Genomic DNA, 14,884 nt, shown 5'->3' on the forward strand with positions numbered 1-14,884 from the left:
CGCGCCTTCCCGAGCTGCGCCTGACCGGCGCGGCCGAGGGCGCGCCGCTGCCCTGCGTCTTCGGTCGCGCCCGGGTCGGCGGCCAGGTGATCTGGGCCGCGCGGTTCCGCGAGCGCCGGATCGAGGGGCGGGTCGGCGGCTCCAAGGGCCAGAAGACCAGCGCCTACGCCTATAGCCTGTCGTTCGCGGTCGCCGTGGCCGAAGGACCGATCGACGGCCTCGGCCGCGTCTGGGCCGACGGCAAGGTCATGGACATGACCGGCGTGACGATGCGCGTTCACCTCGGCCGCGAGGACCAGGCGCCCGACCCGCTGATAACAGCCGTCGAAGGCGCGGCGCCGGCCTATCGCGGCGTGGCCTATGTGGTGTTCGAGGACCTGCCGCTGGAGGCCTACGGCAATCGCCCGCCACAGCTGTCCTTCGAGGTGTTCCGCCGGCCGCGCGTTCCAGGGACCGTCGGCCTCGAGGAGCGGCTGAAGGGCGTCTGCCTGATCCCCGGCGCGGGCGAGTTCGTCTACGCCACGGAGGCCGTGCTGCGGCGCGAGGGCCTGACGCGGACCGCCTCGGAGAGCGTCCACAACGCCGAGGGGCGACCCGATCTGGTGGTGGCGCTGGACCAGCTTCAGGCGCAGCTGCCCAACGTCGATCACGTCACGCTGGTCGTGGCCTGGTTCGGGACCGACCTGCGCTGCGGCCAATGCGAGATCCGGCCGGGCGTCGAACAGAGGGCCAAGGAGACCTTGCCGCTGGCCTGGAGCGTCGCGGGCGTCGGTCGCGCCGACGCCCATCTGGTCTCGCTGAAGGATGGCGCCCCAGCCTACGGCGGCACGCCGGCCGACGCGGTGGTGCTGCAGGCCATCGCCGAGCTGAAGCGACGCGGCCTGAAGGTGACGCTGTATCCGTTCATCCTGATGGACCCGCCGGCCGGGCAAGCCGCCTATCCGTGGCGCGGCCGCATCGCCTGCGAGGCCGGGACGGACGGGACGGCGGCGGCGAGCGCCCAGGTCGACGCCTTCTTCGACGGGTCCTGGGGCCTGCGCCGCATGGTGCTGCATCAGGCCGGGCTGGCGGCCCAGGCCGGCGGCGTCGACGGCTTCGTCATCGGCTCGGAGCTGCGCGGCCTGACCACCACGCGCGGCGCGGGCGGGACCTATCCGGCGGTGGCCAAGCTGAAGGCGCTGGCGGCCGAGGTCCGCGCCGTCGTCGGTCCCGCGACCAAGCTGGGCTACGCGGCCGACTGGAGCGAATATTTCGGCCACCAGCCGGGCGGCGGCCACGCGGTCTTCCACCTGGACCCGCTGTGGGCCGATCCGAACATCGATTTCGTCGGCGTCGACTGGTATCCGCCGGTCACCGACTGGCGCGAGGGCGAGGCCCATCGTGACGCCGCGGCCGGCTTCCTGGGGCCGCACGACCCGGCCTATCTGCGCGCCGGGCTGACGGGCGGCGAGGCCTTCGACTGGTTCTACGCCAGCCCCGCCGATCGCGACGCCCAGCTCCGCACGCCGATCACCGACGGCGCCCATGGCGAGCCGTGGATCTGGCGGGCCAAGGACCTGCTCTCCTGGTGGAGCAATCCGCACCACGACCGCCCCGGCGGCGCGCGCTCGGCGACGCCGACGGCCTGGGTCCCGAAGTCCAATCCGATCCGTCTGACCGAGTTCGGCTGCCCCGCCGTCGACAAGGGCGCCAACGCGCCCAACCTCTTTATCGACCCCAAGAGCTCGGAGAGCTTCCTGCCGCCCTATTCGACGGGCGAGCGCGACGACTTTGGCCAGCGGCGCTATCTGGAGACGGTGCTGGCCTGGCTGGAGGAGCCGGCGGCCAATCCCGTCTCGCCGGTCTATGGCGGCCCGATGATCGAGGCCGCCAGCGCCTGGTGCTGGGACGCCCGGCCGTTCCCCGACTTCCCGGCGCGCTCGGACGTCTGGGCCGACGGCGGCAACTGGGTGCTGGGCCACTGGCTGACCGGCCGGACCGGCATCGCGCCGCTGCCAGACCTGATCCAGGCCCTGGCGGCGCGGGCCGGGGTGGCGATCGATCCGGGCGAGGCCAGCGGCGCGGTGGGCGGCTATGTCGTCGACCGGCCGATGCGTTTGCGCGACGCGCTCGCGCCCCTGACCGAGGCCTTCGCCCTGGATCCGGTCGAGCGGGGCGACCACGTCAGGATGGCGGCCCGCGCGGGCCGCGCGGCGCTGGCCTTGTCGGAGGACGACCTCGTCCTGCCCGACGATGGCCCCCTCAAGGTCGAGACCCGGACCCTGGAGCCCGCCGTCGAGGCCCTTCGCCTGCGCTTCATCGACGCCGCGCGCGACTACCAGATCGGGGCGCTGATCGCCCGGCGCGAGACGGGGCGGGGGACCCGCGACGCCGACGCGCCGATCGTGCTGACGGCGGCCGAGGCCGATGTCGCGCTTTTCGCGCTGAAGGGCTGCGACGTCGCCGAGATCGCCGCCCTGCGCGGCGCGGCTCCGGGCACCGTCCGAGCCCAGCTGGCGCGCGTCTACGCCAAGGCGGCCGTCAAATCCCAGTCAGGGCTGATGGCGCTGTTCATCGAGGAACTGGTCGAGACCCGCCCCGGCTGACGCCCTTCTTACGGAGTCTTGACCCCCGCGTCCGCCATGGCCGCCGCGACTTCCGCCCGGGCCATGTCGAGATCGCGCCGGAAGACTTCCGAACGGTGCTCGGCCGCATAGATCACCGCGCCCGACTGCACGCCGGCCTCGGTGGCGCTGTAGCTGTGCGAGCCGCAGATCCAACGGCTGTCGGCATAGTCGCGGCCGCGCGCGTAGAGGGCGTCGGCGCGGTCGGGGATCACCTCGGCCAGGATCATCGCCGCGTGCTCGCCGAAGGTCGAGTGGCCGGACGGATAGTCGGGATTGGCCGCCAGGTGCGCGGTCTTGGCCTCGCAGATCGGGGCGGCGTCCTTGCCGATATAGGGGCGCTTGGTCCCCCAGTGGTCCTTGGCGACGCCGACCACCGAGCGATCGTCGCCGGCCCGCTCCAGCAGAGCCGTCAGGATCGGGGCGTTCTCCGATGTCAGGCGCAGGCCCAGGACCTCTTCGAAGTGGCCCATGGGCGGACCGTCGGCGTCGTCGATCGCCCGCTTCCAGCGCGGGGTGTCCTTCAGGGCGCGGCTCTCGTCGAAGATCGCCGCGTCGGCCAGGGCGCGCGGCGAGCCAGGCTGGGGCGGGGCGCCGAGAATCCTGGTCAGGTCGGGACGCTTTTCGGGCGGCAGGTAGCCACGCATCGGCGCGCCGGGCTGGGCCTCGATCGCCAGGTTGTCGCAGGCGGCGGGCTGGCGCACCGGGTTGCAGACGGCCACGTCGCCGCCCGTCAGGCGCACGGTGTAGTTTCCGGGGAAGCGCGGGTCGGGCCAGAGATAGTCGCTCGAGACATACTGCGCCCCGCTGGTCAGGGCGGCCGTGCGCTGGCGCGGATTGTTGTCGCGCGCGGCCCAGGTGCCCTCGTCGGCGCGCGTGCGGACCATGAAGCCGGCCTTGACGGCGGCGGCGATGCGCGCCCGGTCCTTGATCGGGTCGTTCAGCGTCAGATAGGCGGCGGCCGGCGAGGCCTCGTCGGTGTTGACGAACATGGCCCGCCCTTCCAGCGAGGCGCGCTTGCCGCGATAGACCGCGATCTTGTCGGGGTCCTCGTCCAGGGCGAAGAACACCTTGCCGCGCGCCTCGGCCAGCTTGGGCCAGCCGGTCTTCAGCACGCCCTCGCGCAGGGTGGCGGCCTTGCCGCGCACCTGGTCGGGAGTGATCAGCCGGTCCTCGCCGAACACCGAGCGGATCTCGGCGTCCAGGGCGTCGAACAGGGCCTCGGTGAAGCGCAGCGGGACCACGCCGCCGGGCATAGAGGGACCGTCGTCCTTGGCGTTGATCAGGATCATGATCGGCACGTGGTCGCGGTGGGCGTCCGACCAGGCGCGGATCTCGCGCAGGCAGGTCACGAAGGCGACGCACGAGACGCGGAAGTCGACGTCGGGCATGTGCATCGACTTGAAGCCCGGCTTGGCCAGGGCCGCCGCCACGGCCGGCGGCAGGGTCGTTCCGTGGCCGAACACGGTCAGCGGCTTGGCGTAACGCCCGCCCTCGGGGTCGGCCACCACGTCCAGCTCCAGCTGGCGGGCGCCGGCGTCCAACTGCTGCGTCAGCGGGCGGTGACCGTAATCGATGCTCAGCGCCTCGCGGCCGCGCGCGGCCACCATGGCGGCCATCTCCTCGGCCGGAATCGCCAGCTTGTAGGAATTGTGCGTGCCCACGGCCAGGAGGTCGTTCATCCGCAAGGCGTCCATGCGCTGGCGGACGCAAGCGGCGCTTTCGTCGCTGGCGGGGCAGGGGGCGGCGGCGACCGCCAGGGCGGCGAACAGGGGCAGCATGGGCGAACTCCGAAATCAGAGCGTCGCAGTATCGCCCAGGCGTGACGGTTTGACGTAAGGGGCCACGAAGAAGGCCGCCCAAGGAGCCTTGGGCGGCCTTCAAGCTGTCGGAAGCCAGACGCCGTTACGCCGCCGCCGCGGCCTCGTCCGCCGGGACCTGGCGGATCAGGTAGTCGAAAGCCGACAGCGAGGCCTTCGCGCCTTCGCCCATGGCGATGATGATCTGCTTGTAGGGCGTGGTCGTCGCGTCGCCGGCGGCGAAGACGCCGGGGATCGAGGTTTCGCCGCGATAGTCGACCTCGATCTCGCCGCGCGGGGTCAGGGCGACGCCGCTGTCCTTCAGCCACTCGGTGTTGGGCACCAGGCCGATCTGGACGAAGACGCCTTCCAGGTCCACGCGGTGGACGCTGTCGTGGTTGCGGTCCTTGTAGGAGAGGCCCGAGACCTTGCCGTTCTCGCCGTGGATCTCGGTGGTCATGGCCGAGGTGACGATCTTGACGTTCGGCAGGCTGGCCAGCTTGCGTTGCAGGACGGCGTCGGCGCGCAGCTGGCTGTCGAACTCGATCAGGGTCACGTGGGCCACGATGCCGGCCAGGTCGATGGCCGCCTCGACGCCGCTGTTGCCGCCGCCGATCACCGCCACGCGCTTGCCCTTGAACAGCGGGCCGTCGCAGTGCGGGCAATAGGCCACGCCCTTGTTCTTGTACTCGGCCTCGCCCGGGACATTGACGTTCCGCCAGCGGGCGCCGGTCGACAGGATCACGGTGCGGGACTTCAGGCTGGCGCCGTTCTCGAGCTTGACCTCGATCAGCCCGCCGGCGGTCTTGGCCGGGACCAGGCCGACGGCCTTCTGCAGGTTCATGATGTCGACGTCATAGTCCTTGACGTGCTGTTCCAGCGCCGAGGCCATCTTCGGGCCCTCGGTGTGCGGCACCGAGATGAAGTTCTCGATGTCCATGGTGTCCAGCACCTGGCCGCCGAAGCGCTCGGCCGCGACACCCGTGCGGATGCCCTTGCGGGCGGCGTAGACCGCCGCCGCGGCGCCGGCCGGGCCGCCGCCGATCACCAGCACGTCGAAGGCGTCCTTGGCCTTGATCTTGTCGGCCATGCGGTCGGCGGCGCCGACGTCCAGCTTGGCCAGGATCTGCTCGACGTCCATGCGGCCCTGGCCGAACGGCTGGCCGTTCAGCAGGATGGTCGGCACGGCCATGACCTCGCGGGCCTCGACCTCGGCCTTGAACAGGGCGCCGTCGATGGCGACGTGGCGGATGCGCGGGTTGAGGGCGCTCATCGTGTTCAGGGCCTGCACCACGTCGGGGCAGTTCTGGCACGACTGCGAGAAATAGGTCTCGAAGCGATAGTCGCCGTCCAGCGCCTTGATGCGCTCGATCACCTCGGCGTCGAGGCGTGGCGGGTGGCCGCCGACGTGCAGCAGGGCCAGCACCAGCGAGGTGAATTCGTGGCCCAGCGGCAGGCCGGCGAAGCGCACATCGGCGTCATTGGCGGCGCGGGCGATGGCGAACGAGGGCTTGCGGGCGTCGTCGCCGGTCAGGTTCAGGCTGACCTTGTCCGAGGTGGCGACGATGTCTTCCAGCAGCGCCTTCATCTCGGCCGAACCGGCCGAGTCGTCCAGCGTGGCGACCAGTTCGATCGGCTGGCGCAGGTTCTGCAGATAGGTGCTCAGTTGGGTCTTCAGACCGGCGTCCAGCATGAGGGGCTCCCTGGGAGGCTGGGGGAGTGAAAGGAACGTTCGATTGTCGGGGGGAGGGCGATCGAACGCGGCGAACGATCGGAACGGGATGCGCCGCCGCCCTCCGAAGAGCGGCGGCGCGGGATCGTTCAGGTCTTAGATCTTGCCGACGAGGTCGAGCGAGGGGGCGAGGGTCTTCTCACCCTCTTCCCACTTGGCCGGGCAGACTTCGCCCGGGTGCGAGGCCACGTACTGGGCGGCCTTGACCTTGCGGATCAGCTCGGCGGCGTTGCGGCCGATGCCTTCGGCGGTGACTTCCATGAACTGGATCACGCCTTGCGGGTCGACCAGGAAGGTGCCGCGGTCGGCCAGGCCGATGCCCGGGCGCATGATCTCGAAGTTGTTGGTCACTTGGCCCGACGGATCGCCGATCATCGTGTACTTGATCTTGCCGATGGCCGGCGAGCTGTCGTGCCAGGCCTTGTGCGAGAAGTGCGTGTCGGTCGACACGGCGTAGATCTCGACGCCCAGCTTCTGGAACGTGTCGTAGTTGTCGGCCAGGTCTTCCAGTTCCGTCGGGCAGACGAAGGTGAAGTCGGCCGGATAGAAGAAGAAGACCGACCACTTGCCCTTGGTGTCCGCTTCGCTGACCGTGACGAACTTGCCGTCCTTGTAGGCCTGGGCGGTGAAGGGTTTGATCTCGGTGTTGATCAGCGACATGAGACGCTCCGTTGGAAAAGGATGCGCCCTTTTAGCGCGGCGCTTTTCAATTGATCAAATTGATAAATCTTCTCGTCGGAATAGATTTAATCTATTCAACCGAGAAAGAGAAGCGGGAGTATGGCTGCGGGGGTCTCCTAGGCGGCCTTTAGGCGACACTATCGAATTTCGAGTATGATGGCGCGCGGATGCGGCGTGGAAGCCCGTCATAAAAACTTGTGGGAATAATCCGGCGGGCCTCAGCTCGAGATCTTGGCTTCCAGTTCGTTGAGGCGCGTGCGGGTCGCCGCCAGGTCCGGACCGAAGCGGGCCGGGTCGGCGGCGGCGAGGCGGCCGGCGATGTCATAGCTTTCGCGGTAAAGGTCCAGGGCGCGCATCCGGTGGCCGCGATCCTCGCGCAGGTCCGCGAGGCGCTCCAAATTCACCGAAAGGGCGCGTTGGGCGTTCGGATCGCCGGCCTCGCGGCCGCCGCGCGCGCGGCGCAGAGCCAAGGCCTCCTCGAAGGCGGCCAGGGCGGCGTCCAGGCGGCCCTCGGCCTCGGCGACGTCGCCCACCCCCGACAGCGCGCCGGCCAGCAGTTCCGAGGCTTCGTCGGAGGGGCGGTCATGACAGACCTGGCGGGCGTGGCCGACGGCGGTCTCATAGGCCTCGGCGGCGCTGTCCAGATTGCCCTGGCCGCGCGCGAAGTCCCCGAGATCGCGATGCAGGATCGCCAGCTCCTCGTCGGTGCGGGCGAGGGACTTCATGGCGTTCAGGGCGCGCGCCGCCTCGGCCCAGGACTCCGAGCGGCTCAGCGAGACCAGGCGCGCGCGCTGCTCGGCGAAGGTCAGGGCGCGCGGCGGCTGGGGCGGCGGCGCGGCGGTCTCCATGATCGGCGCGGTCACGGGGACTGTAGGCACGGACGCGGGTTCGGGCGGGGCGGTCTTGGTCTGGGGTTCCGGTTCCAGGTCCAGGCCGAGCGCCATGGGCGCGCGCCTCGGCCTCCTGGGTTTGCGGCGCGGCGACAGGGCGGCGACGATGAGCGCCCCGCCCACGATCGCCGCCGCCACGCCGGCGTTGGTCCGATATGGCTCGAGCGGTCCGAGATCGAGATGCGCGGCCCAGTTCCCCAGCGAGCCCCAGCCCGCCACCACGTATCCCGAACTCGCCAGGATCAGCCCCAAGATGATCCCAACCAGTCGCGCCAGCATCACGTCCCCCCAGACGTACCCAAGAATGGGCGCCGCTCCCCCACCGGAGCATTCCCACCGCCAGACCGCGCAGCTCATCTCAGACCCGACGCGCCGTCGAGCCGTCTCAACCGGCGGGGGAAGCGCTCAAGTCATCTGATGGCTCGGCGGGCGCCGGACGGGCCGGGCGCCCTTAAACCAACCACGCGCGCGGACGTGGATAAGCCTCGCCGCGCGACAGATAGTAGATGCCCAGAATGCAGCGCGTCACGCACCAGAGGCCGACCGCGCCTATGATGGTTCCGCCGAGCACCATCAGCGGAATGCCGATCAGCACGATCGACAGCGGGATCCCGACCAGCAGGATCGCCATCCCCAGCAGGAACCAGGCGATCGCCATCCAGAAGGTCCGGATGGCGAAGGTGAAATGGCTCTCGTTGATCGGTCCGGCCGTGTCACGGTTCACATAGGCGACGATCAGGCCGGCGATGAAGGTCAGGCCGTTGGTGAAGCCCAGCAGGTAGAGGCCATAGACGATGGCGGGGAGAACCTTCTCCTCCTCGGCGGCGCCCGGGGTAGGGCCGGACGGTTGTTCGGCGGCGAGATCGGTCATGGCTTACAGCATCCAGTTCTTGGGCGTGGGATAGGGCTGGCCCTTCAGCAGGTTGGAAAGGCCGACGATGGCCCGGACGATGATCCACAGGCCGACGGCGACGAACAGCACGACGCCGACGCCCACCGGAGTCAGGATGGCGGCGATCGTCCAGAAAAGCAGCGACAGCCAGAAGGTGCGGATCTGGAACTGATAGTGGCTGGCCAGCCAGTCCGGGGCGTCCTTGCGGCTGATATAGGCCAGGATCACCGCGACCACGTGGCTGACGCCCGTCACCGGTCCGGCGATCAGCAGGACGTAGATGATCAGGGGCAGGGTCTTGTCGTCCTGCAGCCGCGGCGGAACGGCGGGGTCGGCGATGGGGTCGGTCACTTCTGAGCCTTGGAAGAACGACGTTTCTCAATCGTCGCGCTGAACGGCCCGGGATGCAAATGAAGCCCGCGTCATGAAGGCGAAGTCATCGGCGGGGCGACGCAATGGCGAAGAAGATTACCAAAGAGTCATGGTCCGTCTTTCGTCCGGGGCCGGGGGAGGACCGTAGAAGTCATCGACAGCGCGCCGTCGACACCCCCGAGCCAAGGCTCACCCCAAAGCATGAGGTCCTGACTATGACGCGTTCGATTCTGGGCGGCGCCGCCGCTCTGGCGCTCGCCGCCACCACCTTCGCCGCGCCCGCCCTGGCCGGCGACCACGCCCCCAACATCGTCGGCGTCGCCGCCGGCAACGCCGATTTCTCGACCCTGGTCACGGCCGTCAAGGCCGCCGGCCTGGTCGACACCCTGTCGGCGCCGGGTCCTTACACCGTGTTCGCCCCGACCAACGCCGCCTTCGCCAAGCTGCCGGCCGGCACGGTCGAGACCCTGGTGAAGCCGGAGAACAAGGCGACCCTGACCAAGATTCTCACCTGCCACGTCGTGGCCGGCAAGGTCGTGGCCAAGGATCTGGTCGCGGCCATCAAGGCCCACGGCGGCGCCTACACGATCAAGACCGTCGGCGGTTGCGAGTTCAAGGCCGCGGTCAAGGCCGGCAAGGTCGTGATCACCGACGAGAAGGGCGGCCAGAGCACCGTCGCCGCCACGGACGTCGCCGCCAGCAATGGCGTCATTCACGTCATCGACTCGGTGCTGATGCCGCGCTGATCGCGCGCGCGCTCCGACCTTTAATCGCGCCCCGGCCGCCTCGGCGGTCGGGGTTTTCTCGATCAGGGCAGCAGGTCGCTGGGCGGATCGCGCGGATCGAAGGGCTGGCCTCGGCTCAACCATGGCAAGGCGGCCAGGATCAGGAACAGCGCGAAGCTCATCCTCGCGGCCATGTCGATCCCGACCGCGGCCATGCCGGCGGTCAGCGAGAACAGCAGCGTGGCGATCGCGCCGAACGCCATCAGACCCATCACCCACGTGAGGGCCGTCCGCGCCTCGAACCGCGCCAGACCGAACCGGGCGCGAGGGGCGAGGTCCGCCCCCACCGCCGCGATCGCCCGGGCCAGGATCGAGAAGCTGGCGAGCCGGTCCTCGAACCGGCCGGGGCCCAGATAGCTTTGCGAGACGATCACCAAGCGCCGCCGCCCGAAGGTGACCAACAGGCTGCGCCGCCGCCCGCCGCCGGTTTCGGCGGCGAGTCTGTACCGGGTCAGGCTGGACAGCGGGAAGCGGCGGCTTCGCGGGCCACGGGTCTCCACCAGCGTTCCGGCCTCCAGGGTCCAGACCGTCTCGGGCTGGAACGGAGCGAGCCGGGCGGCGTGACGGATCTCCAAGCCCTAGCTCCGGACGGCGGTGATCTCGACGCCGGCGGCGGCCGCGTGCGGGGCCAGGGCCAGAGGCTTTTCGACCCGCACCCGGGCGCGGGTCACGCGGTGGTCGAAGAAGCAGGCCTGGGCCAGGCGCTCGGCGAAGGTCTCGACCAGGTCGACATGGCCCTCGGCGGCGATGGCGCGGGCGGCCTCGCCGATCATCTCGTAGTTCACCGTGTCGGGCAGGCGCTCGCAGTGGCTGGCGGCCACGTCCAGCTCGACATCGACGAGCAGCGGCTGGGCTCGGCCGTGCTCATGGTCGTAGACGCCGATCTGAGCGTCGACCTTCAGGCCGCGCACGAAGACCTTGGTGACGATGACGCGGGCCAGGTCTTGCGCGGGAGCGGTGTCGGGGAGGGGCGAAGCGGCCAAATCTGGCCTCCTACGGAGCAACGATGTCAGGCGTGCGCCAGCCCAGATGCTGGCCGCCGTCCACGGCGATCATCTGGCCCGTGACCGACGTCGCGTCAATCAGATAGCGCAGGGCGGCCGCGACCTCGTCGGGCGTGGCGCGGCGTTGCAACAGGGTGCCGGCCGCCTCGGCCTCGAACTCGCCGGGGGCCTGATGCACCGACGGCAGGGTCGGTCCCGGCCCGATGGCGTTGACCCGCGCGCGCGGCGCCAGCGCCTGGGCCAGGGTCTGGGTGGCCCACCACAGGCCCGCCTTGCTGAGCGTGTAGCTGAAGAACTGCGGATTGGGCCGCCAGACGCGCTGGTCGATGATGTTGACGACCAGGCCTTCCCGGTCGTCCGGCAGGGCGGCGGCGAAGGCTTCCGCCAGCACGATCGGCGCGCGCAGATTGGTCTCGAAATGCAGGTCCCAGGTCTGGCGCGACAGGCTTCCGACGCGGTCGTCCTGGAAGGCCGAGGCGCTGTTGACCAGCAGGGTGACGGGGCCGAGCGCCTGGCCGGCCTGGTCGATCAGGCGCCGGACCTCGGCCTCGACCGACAGATCGGCGCGCGCGGCCGCCGCGCGGCGGCCCAGGGCGCGAACGGCCGCGATGGTTTCCTCGGCCTCCTCGGCCGGGCCGCGATGATGGACGGCGACGTCGTAGCCGGCGCGGGCGGCTTCCAGCGCCAAGGCCTGGCCGATCCGGCGACCCGCGCCGGTGACCAGGGCCGCGCCGCGTCCCGCCGGACCCCGCGGGGCGCTCATTAGTCGATGCGGCCGAACTCGACGGCGTTCAGGCCCATGATGATGAGCAGGAAAATGGCGATGACACCGATCGCGAGCATGGCGCGGCTCCGGATGAAAGAAAACAGCGGTCAAGCCGGCTTTAAAGGTCGAGAACGCTGACCGCAAGGCCGCTAGAGCGTGAGGCTGAAAGTGGGAACCGGTTTCAGCTTATCTCACGCTCTAAACATCTGATTTAGAGCCTTTTTGACGCCTGAAATCGATTCCGATTTCAGGCTAAAGGCTTTAAGCTGTACAGAGCTGGGCCATGACCTGGCGTCGCCGCATCGAACCCTTCGCCCGCCCGCTGATCTACGCCGTCTTTCGGATGAGGCGGGGGCTGACCCTGGGCGTGCGGGCGGTGGTCACGGACGAGGCCGGCAAGGTCCTGCTGGTCGAGCACACCTATCTGAAGGGCTGGTACCTGCCCGGCGGCGGGGTCGAGCGCGGCGAGACGGCCGAGACCGCCGTCGTTCGCGAGCTGCGGGAGGAGGCCGGGGTCCGGGCGCTTTCGCGGCCGCGCCTGGTGTCGGCCCACAGCAACGAGGCGCTGCATCCGGGCGACCACGTGCTGCTCTACCGCGTCGACGCCTGGGAGCCCTGCGCCTCCGACGCGGCGGGCGAGATCCTGGCGGTGGGGTGGTTCGCGCCCGACGCCCTGCCCGAGTCGGCCACCCCCGCCACCCGCCGGCGGATTGCCGAGGCGCTGGCGGGGCAAGAACCGGACGTGATGTGGTAGGGGCCTGGGAAGCCGTCCGGCCACGCCTCTTAACGCGCGCTAACGCTTCTTCGAACAGGGGCGAAACGAATCATGACCGAATCGGCGACGTTCTCCGATTCAGTGTTTGTTCCCTACCAGCTATTGTAGCTTAAAGCGGATTAACCACAAATCGGTTTCACGCGGCCAAGCGTCGCGGCGTCACTTGCCGCTGGCGGGGTCCGGGGCGGGGCAGTCGGCCGACAGGCGCTTGGCGGTCATGGTCCCGGCCACCGGCATCCCGCTGATCGTCTTGATGTGGATATCCATCTTGAAGCTCTCGGGCGTGTAGGAGCCCTCGGCGGTGACCGGAGAGACGCGGTCCTTTTTGTCGGTCCACGAGCCCTGCAGCTGGATCTTGCCGTTCGAGACGACATTGGTCGTGTAGTCGCAGCGATATTTGCGGGTGCAGATCCCGCGCGAGAACTGCTCGGCGTCGGCGGGCTTCAGGCACTTGGTCTCGCTGCTGACCGGAATGATGCCGACCTTGTAGTCGTACTCCCAATAGCCGGGCAGAATCGTCGCCTTCGCGGGGGCGCGCGCGGGGGTCTGGGCCAGGCTGAAGCCGGCGAGGGCGACGCCGGCGGCGAGCGCCAGGGCGGAGGCGGCGAGGGCGGTGGAACGCATACGAAAGGTCTCCTTCTGCGGCCCTATATATAGAGCGGCACATGAACCGTGCTTGAAGGCGAGGTTGGGGCGATGGTTCCTTCGCCGCGTCGGGACTCCAGCCTTGACTCGACGGCGAGCCTTCGCCTATATCGCCCGCTCTCGCGCGGCGGACCTCGTCCGGACCGCGTGTCCGAATTCATATGTAGCGGGCCAGGCTCCTTAAACGGAGCGGGGCTTCGCCCAAGCCCAGGGTAACCACCATGTCGCGCCGTTGCGAACTTACCGGTATCGGTCCGATGGTCGGCCACAATGTGAGCCACTCGAACATCAAGACCAAGCGCCGCTTCCTGCCGGCTCTGTCGCCCGCCACGCTCCAGTCGGAAGCGCTGGGCCAGACCTTCAAGCTGCGCATCAGCAACGCGGCGCTGCGCACGCTCGACTTCAAGGGCGGCCTGGACACCTTCCTGCTGGGCGCCAAGGACGAGCAGCTGTCGCCGCGCGCCCTGAAGATCAAGGCCCAGGTGAAGGCCAAGGTGAAGGCCGCCGCCCAAGCCGCCTAAGGCTTACCGGCTTCCAAGGCCGAGAATTTCGAAAGCCCGCCGGGAGCGCTCCCGGCGGGCTTTTCGCGTCAGGGGCCGACGTCGCCATCCCGCCAACGGACATTCAGCCCGCCACCCACCGCGAGTCGACCGCGCTTCGCGACGGCGGGGCGGCGCCAGGAGCGGACGTTGGTGCGCCTCCAGAAATGCGACGTTCGCAGGAGGCGCGTCGCGCGCTTCGGCCAATTGTCGTCGGCACACCGGGGGGAGTCTGTCGCCCTGCTGACCGTTTTTGACGCAGGTTTGGATTATCTCTGTTCCGACGGTCATGTTTTCGGCTAAAGGCACGCGCCTGAATTTACATACCCGGCATTAACTAAGACTCGCGTTATCCTTGCGAGGCTATCAGAGAAAGGGAGCGCTCCGATGACGATCCGGCACATTCTCGCGCTCCTGGACTCCCATGCCGAGGGTGACGAGGAGCGCCTGCTGTCGATCGCGCTGTCGATCGCCGCCAACGAGGCGCGCGCCGGCCATGCCGACGACGCCAACGCCTTGAAGAAGGCCGTTCAGCGCCTGCGCGACGCCCGCCGGCCAGCGCCGATGGCTGCAGCGCCGATCCCGCTGGCGCGCCCGCGCGGCGAGCTGCAGAGCATTGTCGAGAGCAGCTACCCCAAGACGCGCCTGTCGGGCATGGTCCTGGCCCCGGCGACGGCCGATAAGTTGTCGCGCGTGGTCCGCCAGCAAGAGGCCCGCGTCACCTTGCGCGAGCATGGACAGACCCCGGCCAGCCATCTGCTGCTGATCGGCCCGCCCGGCACCGGCAAGACCATGACGTCGGCGGCACTGGCTGCGGAACTGCGCCTGCCGCTCTTCACCATCAAGATGGAAAGCGTGTTCAGCCGCTATATGGGCGAGACGGCCGGCAAACTGCGCCTAGTATTCGACCAGGTCGCTAGCGTACGCGGCGTCTATCTGCTCGATGAGTTCGACGCCGTGGGCGCGCGCCGCGGCGACCCGAACGACGTAGGCGAGATGCGGCGGATCCTCAATTCGGTGCTCTCCTTCATGGAAGAACCCAACAGCACCGACAGCATTGTCGTGGCCGCCACCAACCACGTCGAGGTTCTCGACCACGCTCTAGCGCGCCGCTTCGACGAGGTTATCGAGTACAGCCTGCCGACGGCCGACGAAGGCATGGCGATACTCAAGACGCGTTTGGGCAAGTTCAAGCTAGCGGCCAAGGCCATGAAGGGCCTGCGCGAGGACCTTGGCGGCCTCAGCCAAGGCGAGATCGTGCGCGCCGCCGACTCGGCCGTGCGCGAGGCCATCCTGGACGGCCACCCCGAGATTTCTGCCGATCACCTGACCGCCATGCTGCGTGACCGCAAGGCCTTCCGAGATCGCTTCCATACCGTGTCTTGAGCCAAGCTTCACAAC

General features: G+C 69.2%; 13 protein-coding genes and 3 pseudogenes. 6 read left to right on the top strand and 10 right to left on the bottom strand.

Annotation, left to right across the window (positions count from 1 at the left end):
• Both FCU40_RS23065 and FCU40_RS23070 read left to right on the top strand, forming a co-directional pair.
• Nucleotides 1–2,405, top strand: a pseudogene (locus FCU40_RS23065) (glycoside hydrolase/phage tail family protein); the annotation flags it as partial.
• Nucleotides 2,388–2,585 (top strand): annotated as a pseudogene (locus tag FCU40_RS23070) (helix-turn-helix transcriptional regulator); the annotation flags it as partial. The pseudogenes FCU40_RS23065 and FCU40_RS23070, both read left to right, overlap by 18 nt.
• 710 nt (nucleotides 2,586–3,295) lie before the next feature.
• Here FCU40_RS23070 and FCU40_RS23205 read toward each other — a convergent pair.
• The 6 genes and pseudogenes from FCU40_RS23205 to FCU40_RS03900 form a co-directional block, all read right to left on the bottom strand.
• Nucleotides 3,296–4,384 (bottom strand): annotated as a pseudogene (locus FCU40_RS23205) (phosphatidylinositol-specific phospholipase C1-like protein); the annotation flags it as partial.
• A 124-nt stretch (nucleotides 4,385–4,508) separates the two neighbouring features.
• Complete coding sequence (gene ahpF / locus FCU40_RS03880; RefSeq protein WP_168073039.1) at nucleotides 4,509–6,095, bottom strand: alkyl hydroperoxide reductase subunit F; 1,587 nt, start codon at nucleotides 6,093–6,095, stop codon at nucleotides 4,509–4,511.
• Nucleotides 6,096–6,230: 135 nt separating this feature from the next.
• Entirely contained in the window at nucleotides 6,231–6,794 is a 564-nt protein-coding gene (gene ahpC / locus FCU40_RS03885; protein WP_168073040.1) for an alkyl hydroperoxide reductase subunit C, read from the bottom strand.
• 239 nt (nucleotides 6,795–7,033) lie between these two features.
• Nucleotides 7,034–7,984, bottom strand: a complete 951-nt coding sequence (locus FCU40_RS03890) for a tetratricopeptide repeat protein (RefSeq protein ID WP_168073041.1) — start codon at nucleotides 7,982–7,984, stop codon at nucleotides 7,034–7,036.
• A gap of 172 nt (nucleotides 7,985–8,156) precedes the next feature.
• Nucleotides 8,157–8,576 (bottom strand): hypothetical protein, encoded by a 420-nt coding sequence (locus FCU40_RS03895; RefSeq protein WP_168073042.1) that lies wholly within the window; start codon nucleotides 8,574–8,576, stop codon nucleotides 8,157–8,159.
• Between the two features lie 3 nt (nucleotides 8,577–8,579).
• Nucleotides 8,580–8,948 carry a DUF4870 domain-containing protein gene (locus tag FCU40_RS03900; protein ID WP_004618644.1) on the bottom strand — a complete coding sequence of 123 codons (369 nt, stop codon included), beginning with the start codon at nucleotides 8,946–8,948 and terminating at the stop codon, nucleotides 8,580–8,582.
• A 236-nt stretch (nucleotides 8,949–9,184) separates the two neighbouring features.
• Here FCU40_RS03900 and FCU40_RS03905 point away from each other — a divergent pair, with 236 nt between their 5' ends.
• Nucleotides 9,185–9,715, top strand: a complete 531-nt coding sequence (locus FCU40_RS03905; protein WP_168073044.1) for a fasciclin domain-containing protein — start codon at nucleotides 9,185–9,187, stop codon at nucleotides 9,713–9,715.
• A 62-nt stretch (nucleotides 9,716–9,777) separates the two neighbouring features.
• Here the strand turns inward: FCU40_RS03905 and FCU40_RS03910 are convergent, their stop codons facing one another.
• From FCU40_RS03910 to FCU40_RS03920, 3 genes are read right to left on the bottom strand one after another with little or no spacing between them, the layout of a single operon-like run.
• Nucleotides 9,778–10,329 carry a hypothetical protein gene (locus FCU40_RS03910; protein WP_168073046.1) on the bottom strand — a complete coding sequence of 184 codons (552 nt, stop codon included), beginning with the start codon at nucleotides 10,327–10,329 and terminating at the stop codon, nucleotides 9,778–9,780.
• A 3-nt stretch (nucleotides 10,330–10,332) separates the two neighbouring features.
• Nucleotides 10,333–10,737 (bottom strand): dihydroneopterin aldolase, encoded by a 405-nt coding sequence (folB, locus tag FCU40_RS03915; RefSeq protein ID WP_168073048.1) that lies wholly within the window; start codon nucleotides 10,735–10,737, stop codon nucleotides 10,333–10,335.
• Between the two features lie 10 nt (nucleotides 10,738–10,747).
• The gene (locus FCU40_RS03920) at nucleotides 10,748–11,521 is read right to left on the bottom strand and encodes an SDR family oxidoreductase (RefSeq protein WP_004618636.1); all 774 of its coding nucleotides are present in this window, start codon (nucleotides 11,519–11,521) and stop codon (nucleotides 10,748–10,750) included.
• A 286-nt stretch (nucleotides 11,522–11,807) separates the two neighbouring features.
• On the opposite strand from FCU40_RS03920, the gene FCU40_RS03925 reads away from it, so the two are divergent.
• Nucleotides 11,808–12,278: an NUDIX domain-containing protein gene (locus FCU40_RS03925; protein WP_168073049.1), complete on the top strand. Its 471-nt coding sequence runs from the start codon at nucleotides 11,808–11,810 to the stop codon at nucleotides 12,276–12,278.
• A 180-nt stretch (nucleotides 12,279–12,458) separates the two neighbouring features.
• On the opposite strand, the gene FCU40_RS03930 is transcribed toward FCU40_RS03925, so the two are convergent.
• On the bottom strand, nucleotides 12,459–12,923 hold the full coding sequence (locus FCU40_RS03930; protein WP_004618632.1) for a DUF3617 family protein: 465 nt from the start codon (nucleotides 12,921–12,923) through the stop codon (nucleotides 12,459–12,461).
• A 242-nt stretch (nucleotides 12,924–13,165) separates the two neighbouring features.
• Here FCU40_RS03930 and rpmB point away from each other — a divergent pair, with 242 nt between their 5' ends.
• Nucleotides 13,166–13,465 carry a 50S ribosomal protein L28 gene (gene rpmB, locus FCU40_RS03935; RefSeq protein WP_004618631.1) on the top strand — a complete coding sequence of 100 codons (300 nt, stop codon included), beginning with the start codon at nucleotides 13,166–13,168 and terminating at the stop codon, nucleotides 13,463–13,465.
• A gap of 405 nt (nucleotides 13,466–13,870) precedes the next feature.
• Nucleotides 13,871–14,869 carry an ATP-binding protein gene (locus FCU40_RS03940; protein ID WP_168073050.1) on the top strand — a complete coding sequence of 333 codons (999 nt, stop codon included), beginning with the start codon at nucleotides 13,871–13,873 and terminating at the stop codon, nucleotides 14,867–14,869.
• Nucleotides 14,870–14,884 lie beyond the last annotated feature (15 nt).

The sequence above is a fragment of the Caulobacter sp. SSI4214 genome, from assembly GCF_012184455.1.
In the GTDB taxonomy this organism is placed as follows: domain Bacteria; phylum Pseudomonadota; class Alphaproteobacteria; order Caulobacterales; family Caulobacteraceae; genus Caulobacter; species Caulobacter vibrioides_E.

Coding starts and splice junctions, on each gene's coding strand:
- ahpF (WP_168073039.1), bottom strand. CDS start 6,095: ATGCTGGACGCCGGTCTGAAGACCCAACTGAGCACCTATCTGCAGAAC.
- ahpC (WP_168073040.1), bottom strand. CDS start 6,794: ATGTCGCTGATCAACACCGAGATCAAACCCTTCACCGCCCAGGCCTAC.
- FCU40_RS03890 (WP_168073041.1), bottom strand. CDS start 7,984: ATGCTGGCGCGACTGGTTGGGATCATCTTGGGGCTGATCCTGGCGAGT.
- FCU40_RS03895 (WP_168073042.1), bottom strand. CDS start 8,576: ATGACCGATCTCGCCGCCGAACAACCGTCCGGCCCTACCCCGGGCGCC.
- FCU40_RS03905 (WP_168073044.1), top strand. CDS start 9,185: ATGACGCGTTCGATTCTGGGCGGCGCCGCCGCTCTGGCGCTCGCCGCC.
- FCU40_RS03920 (WP_004618636.1), bottom strand. CDS start 11,521: ATGAGCGCCCCGCGGGGTCCGGCGGGACGCGGCGCGGCCCTGGTCACC.
- FCU40_RS03925 (WP_168073049.1), top strand. CDS start 11,808: ATGACCTGGCGTCGCCGCATCGAACCCTTCGCCCGCCCGCTGATCTAC.
- FCU40_RS03930 (WP_004618632.1), bottom strand. CDS start 12,923: ATGCGTTCCACCGCCCTCGCCGCCTCCGCCCTGGCGCTCGCCGCCGGC.
- rpmB (WP_004618631.1), top strand. CDS start 13,166: ATGTCGCGCCGTTGCGAACTTACCGGTATCGGTCCGATGGTCGGCCAC.
- FCU40_RS03940 (WP_168073050.1), top strand. CDS start 13,871: ATGACGATCCGGCACATTCTCGCGCTCCTGGACTCCCATGCCGAGGGT.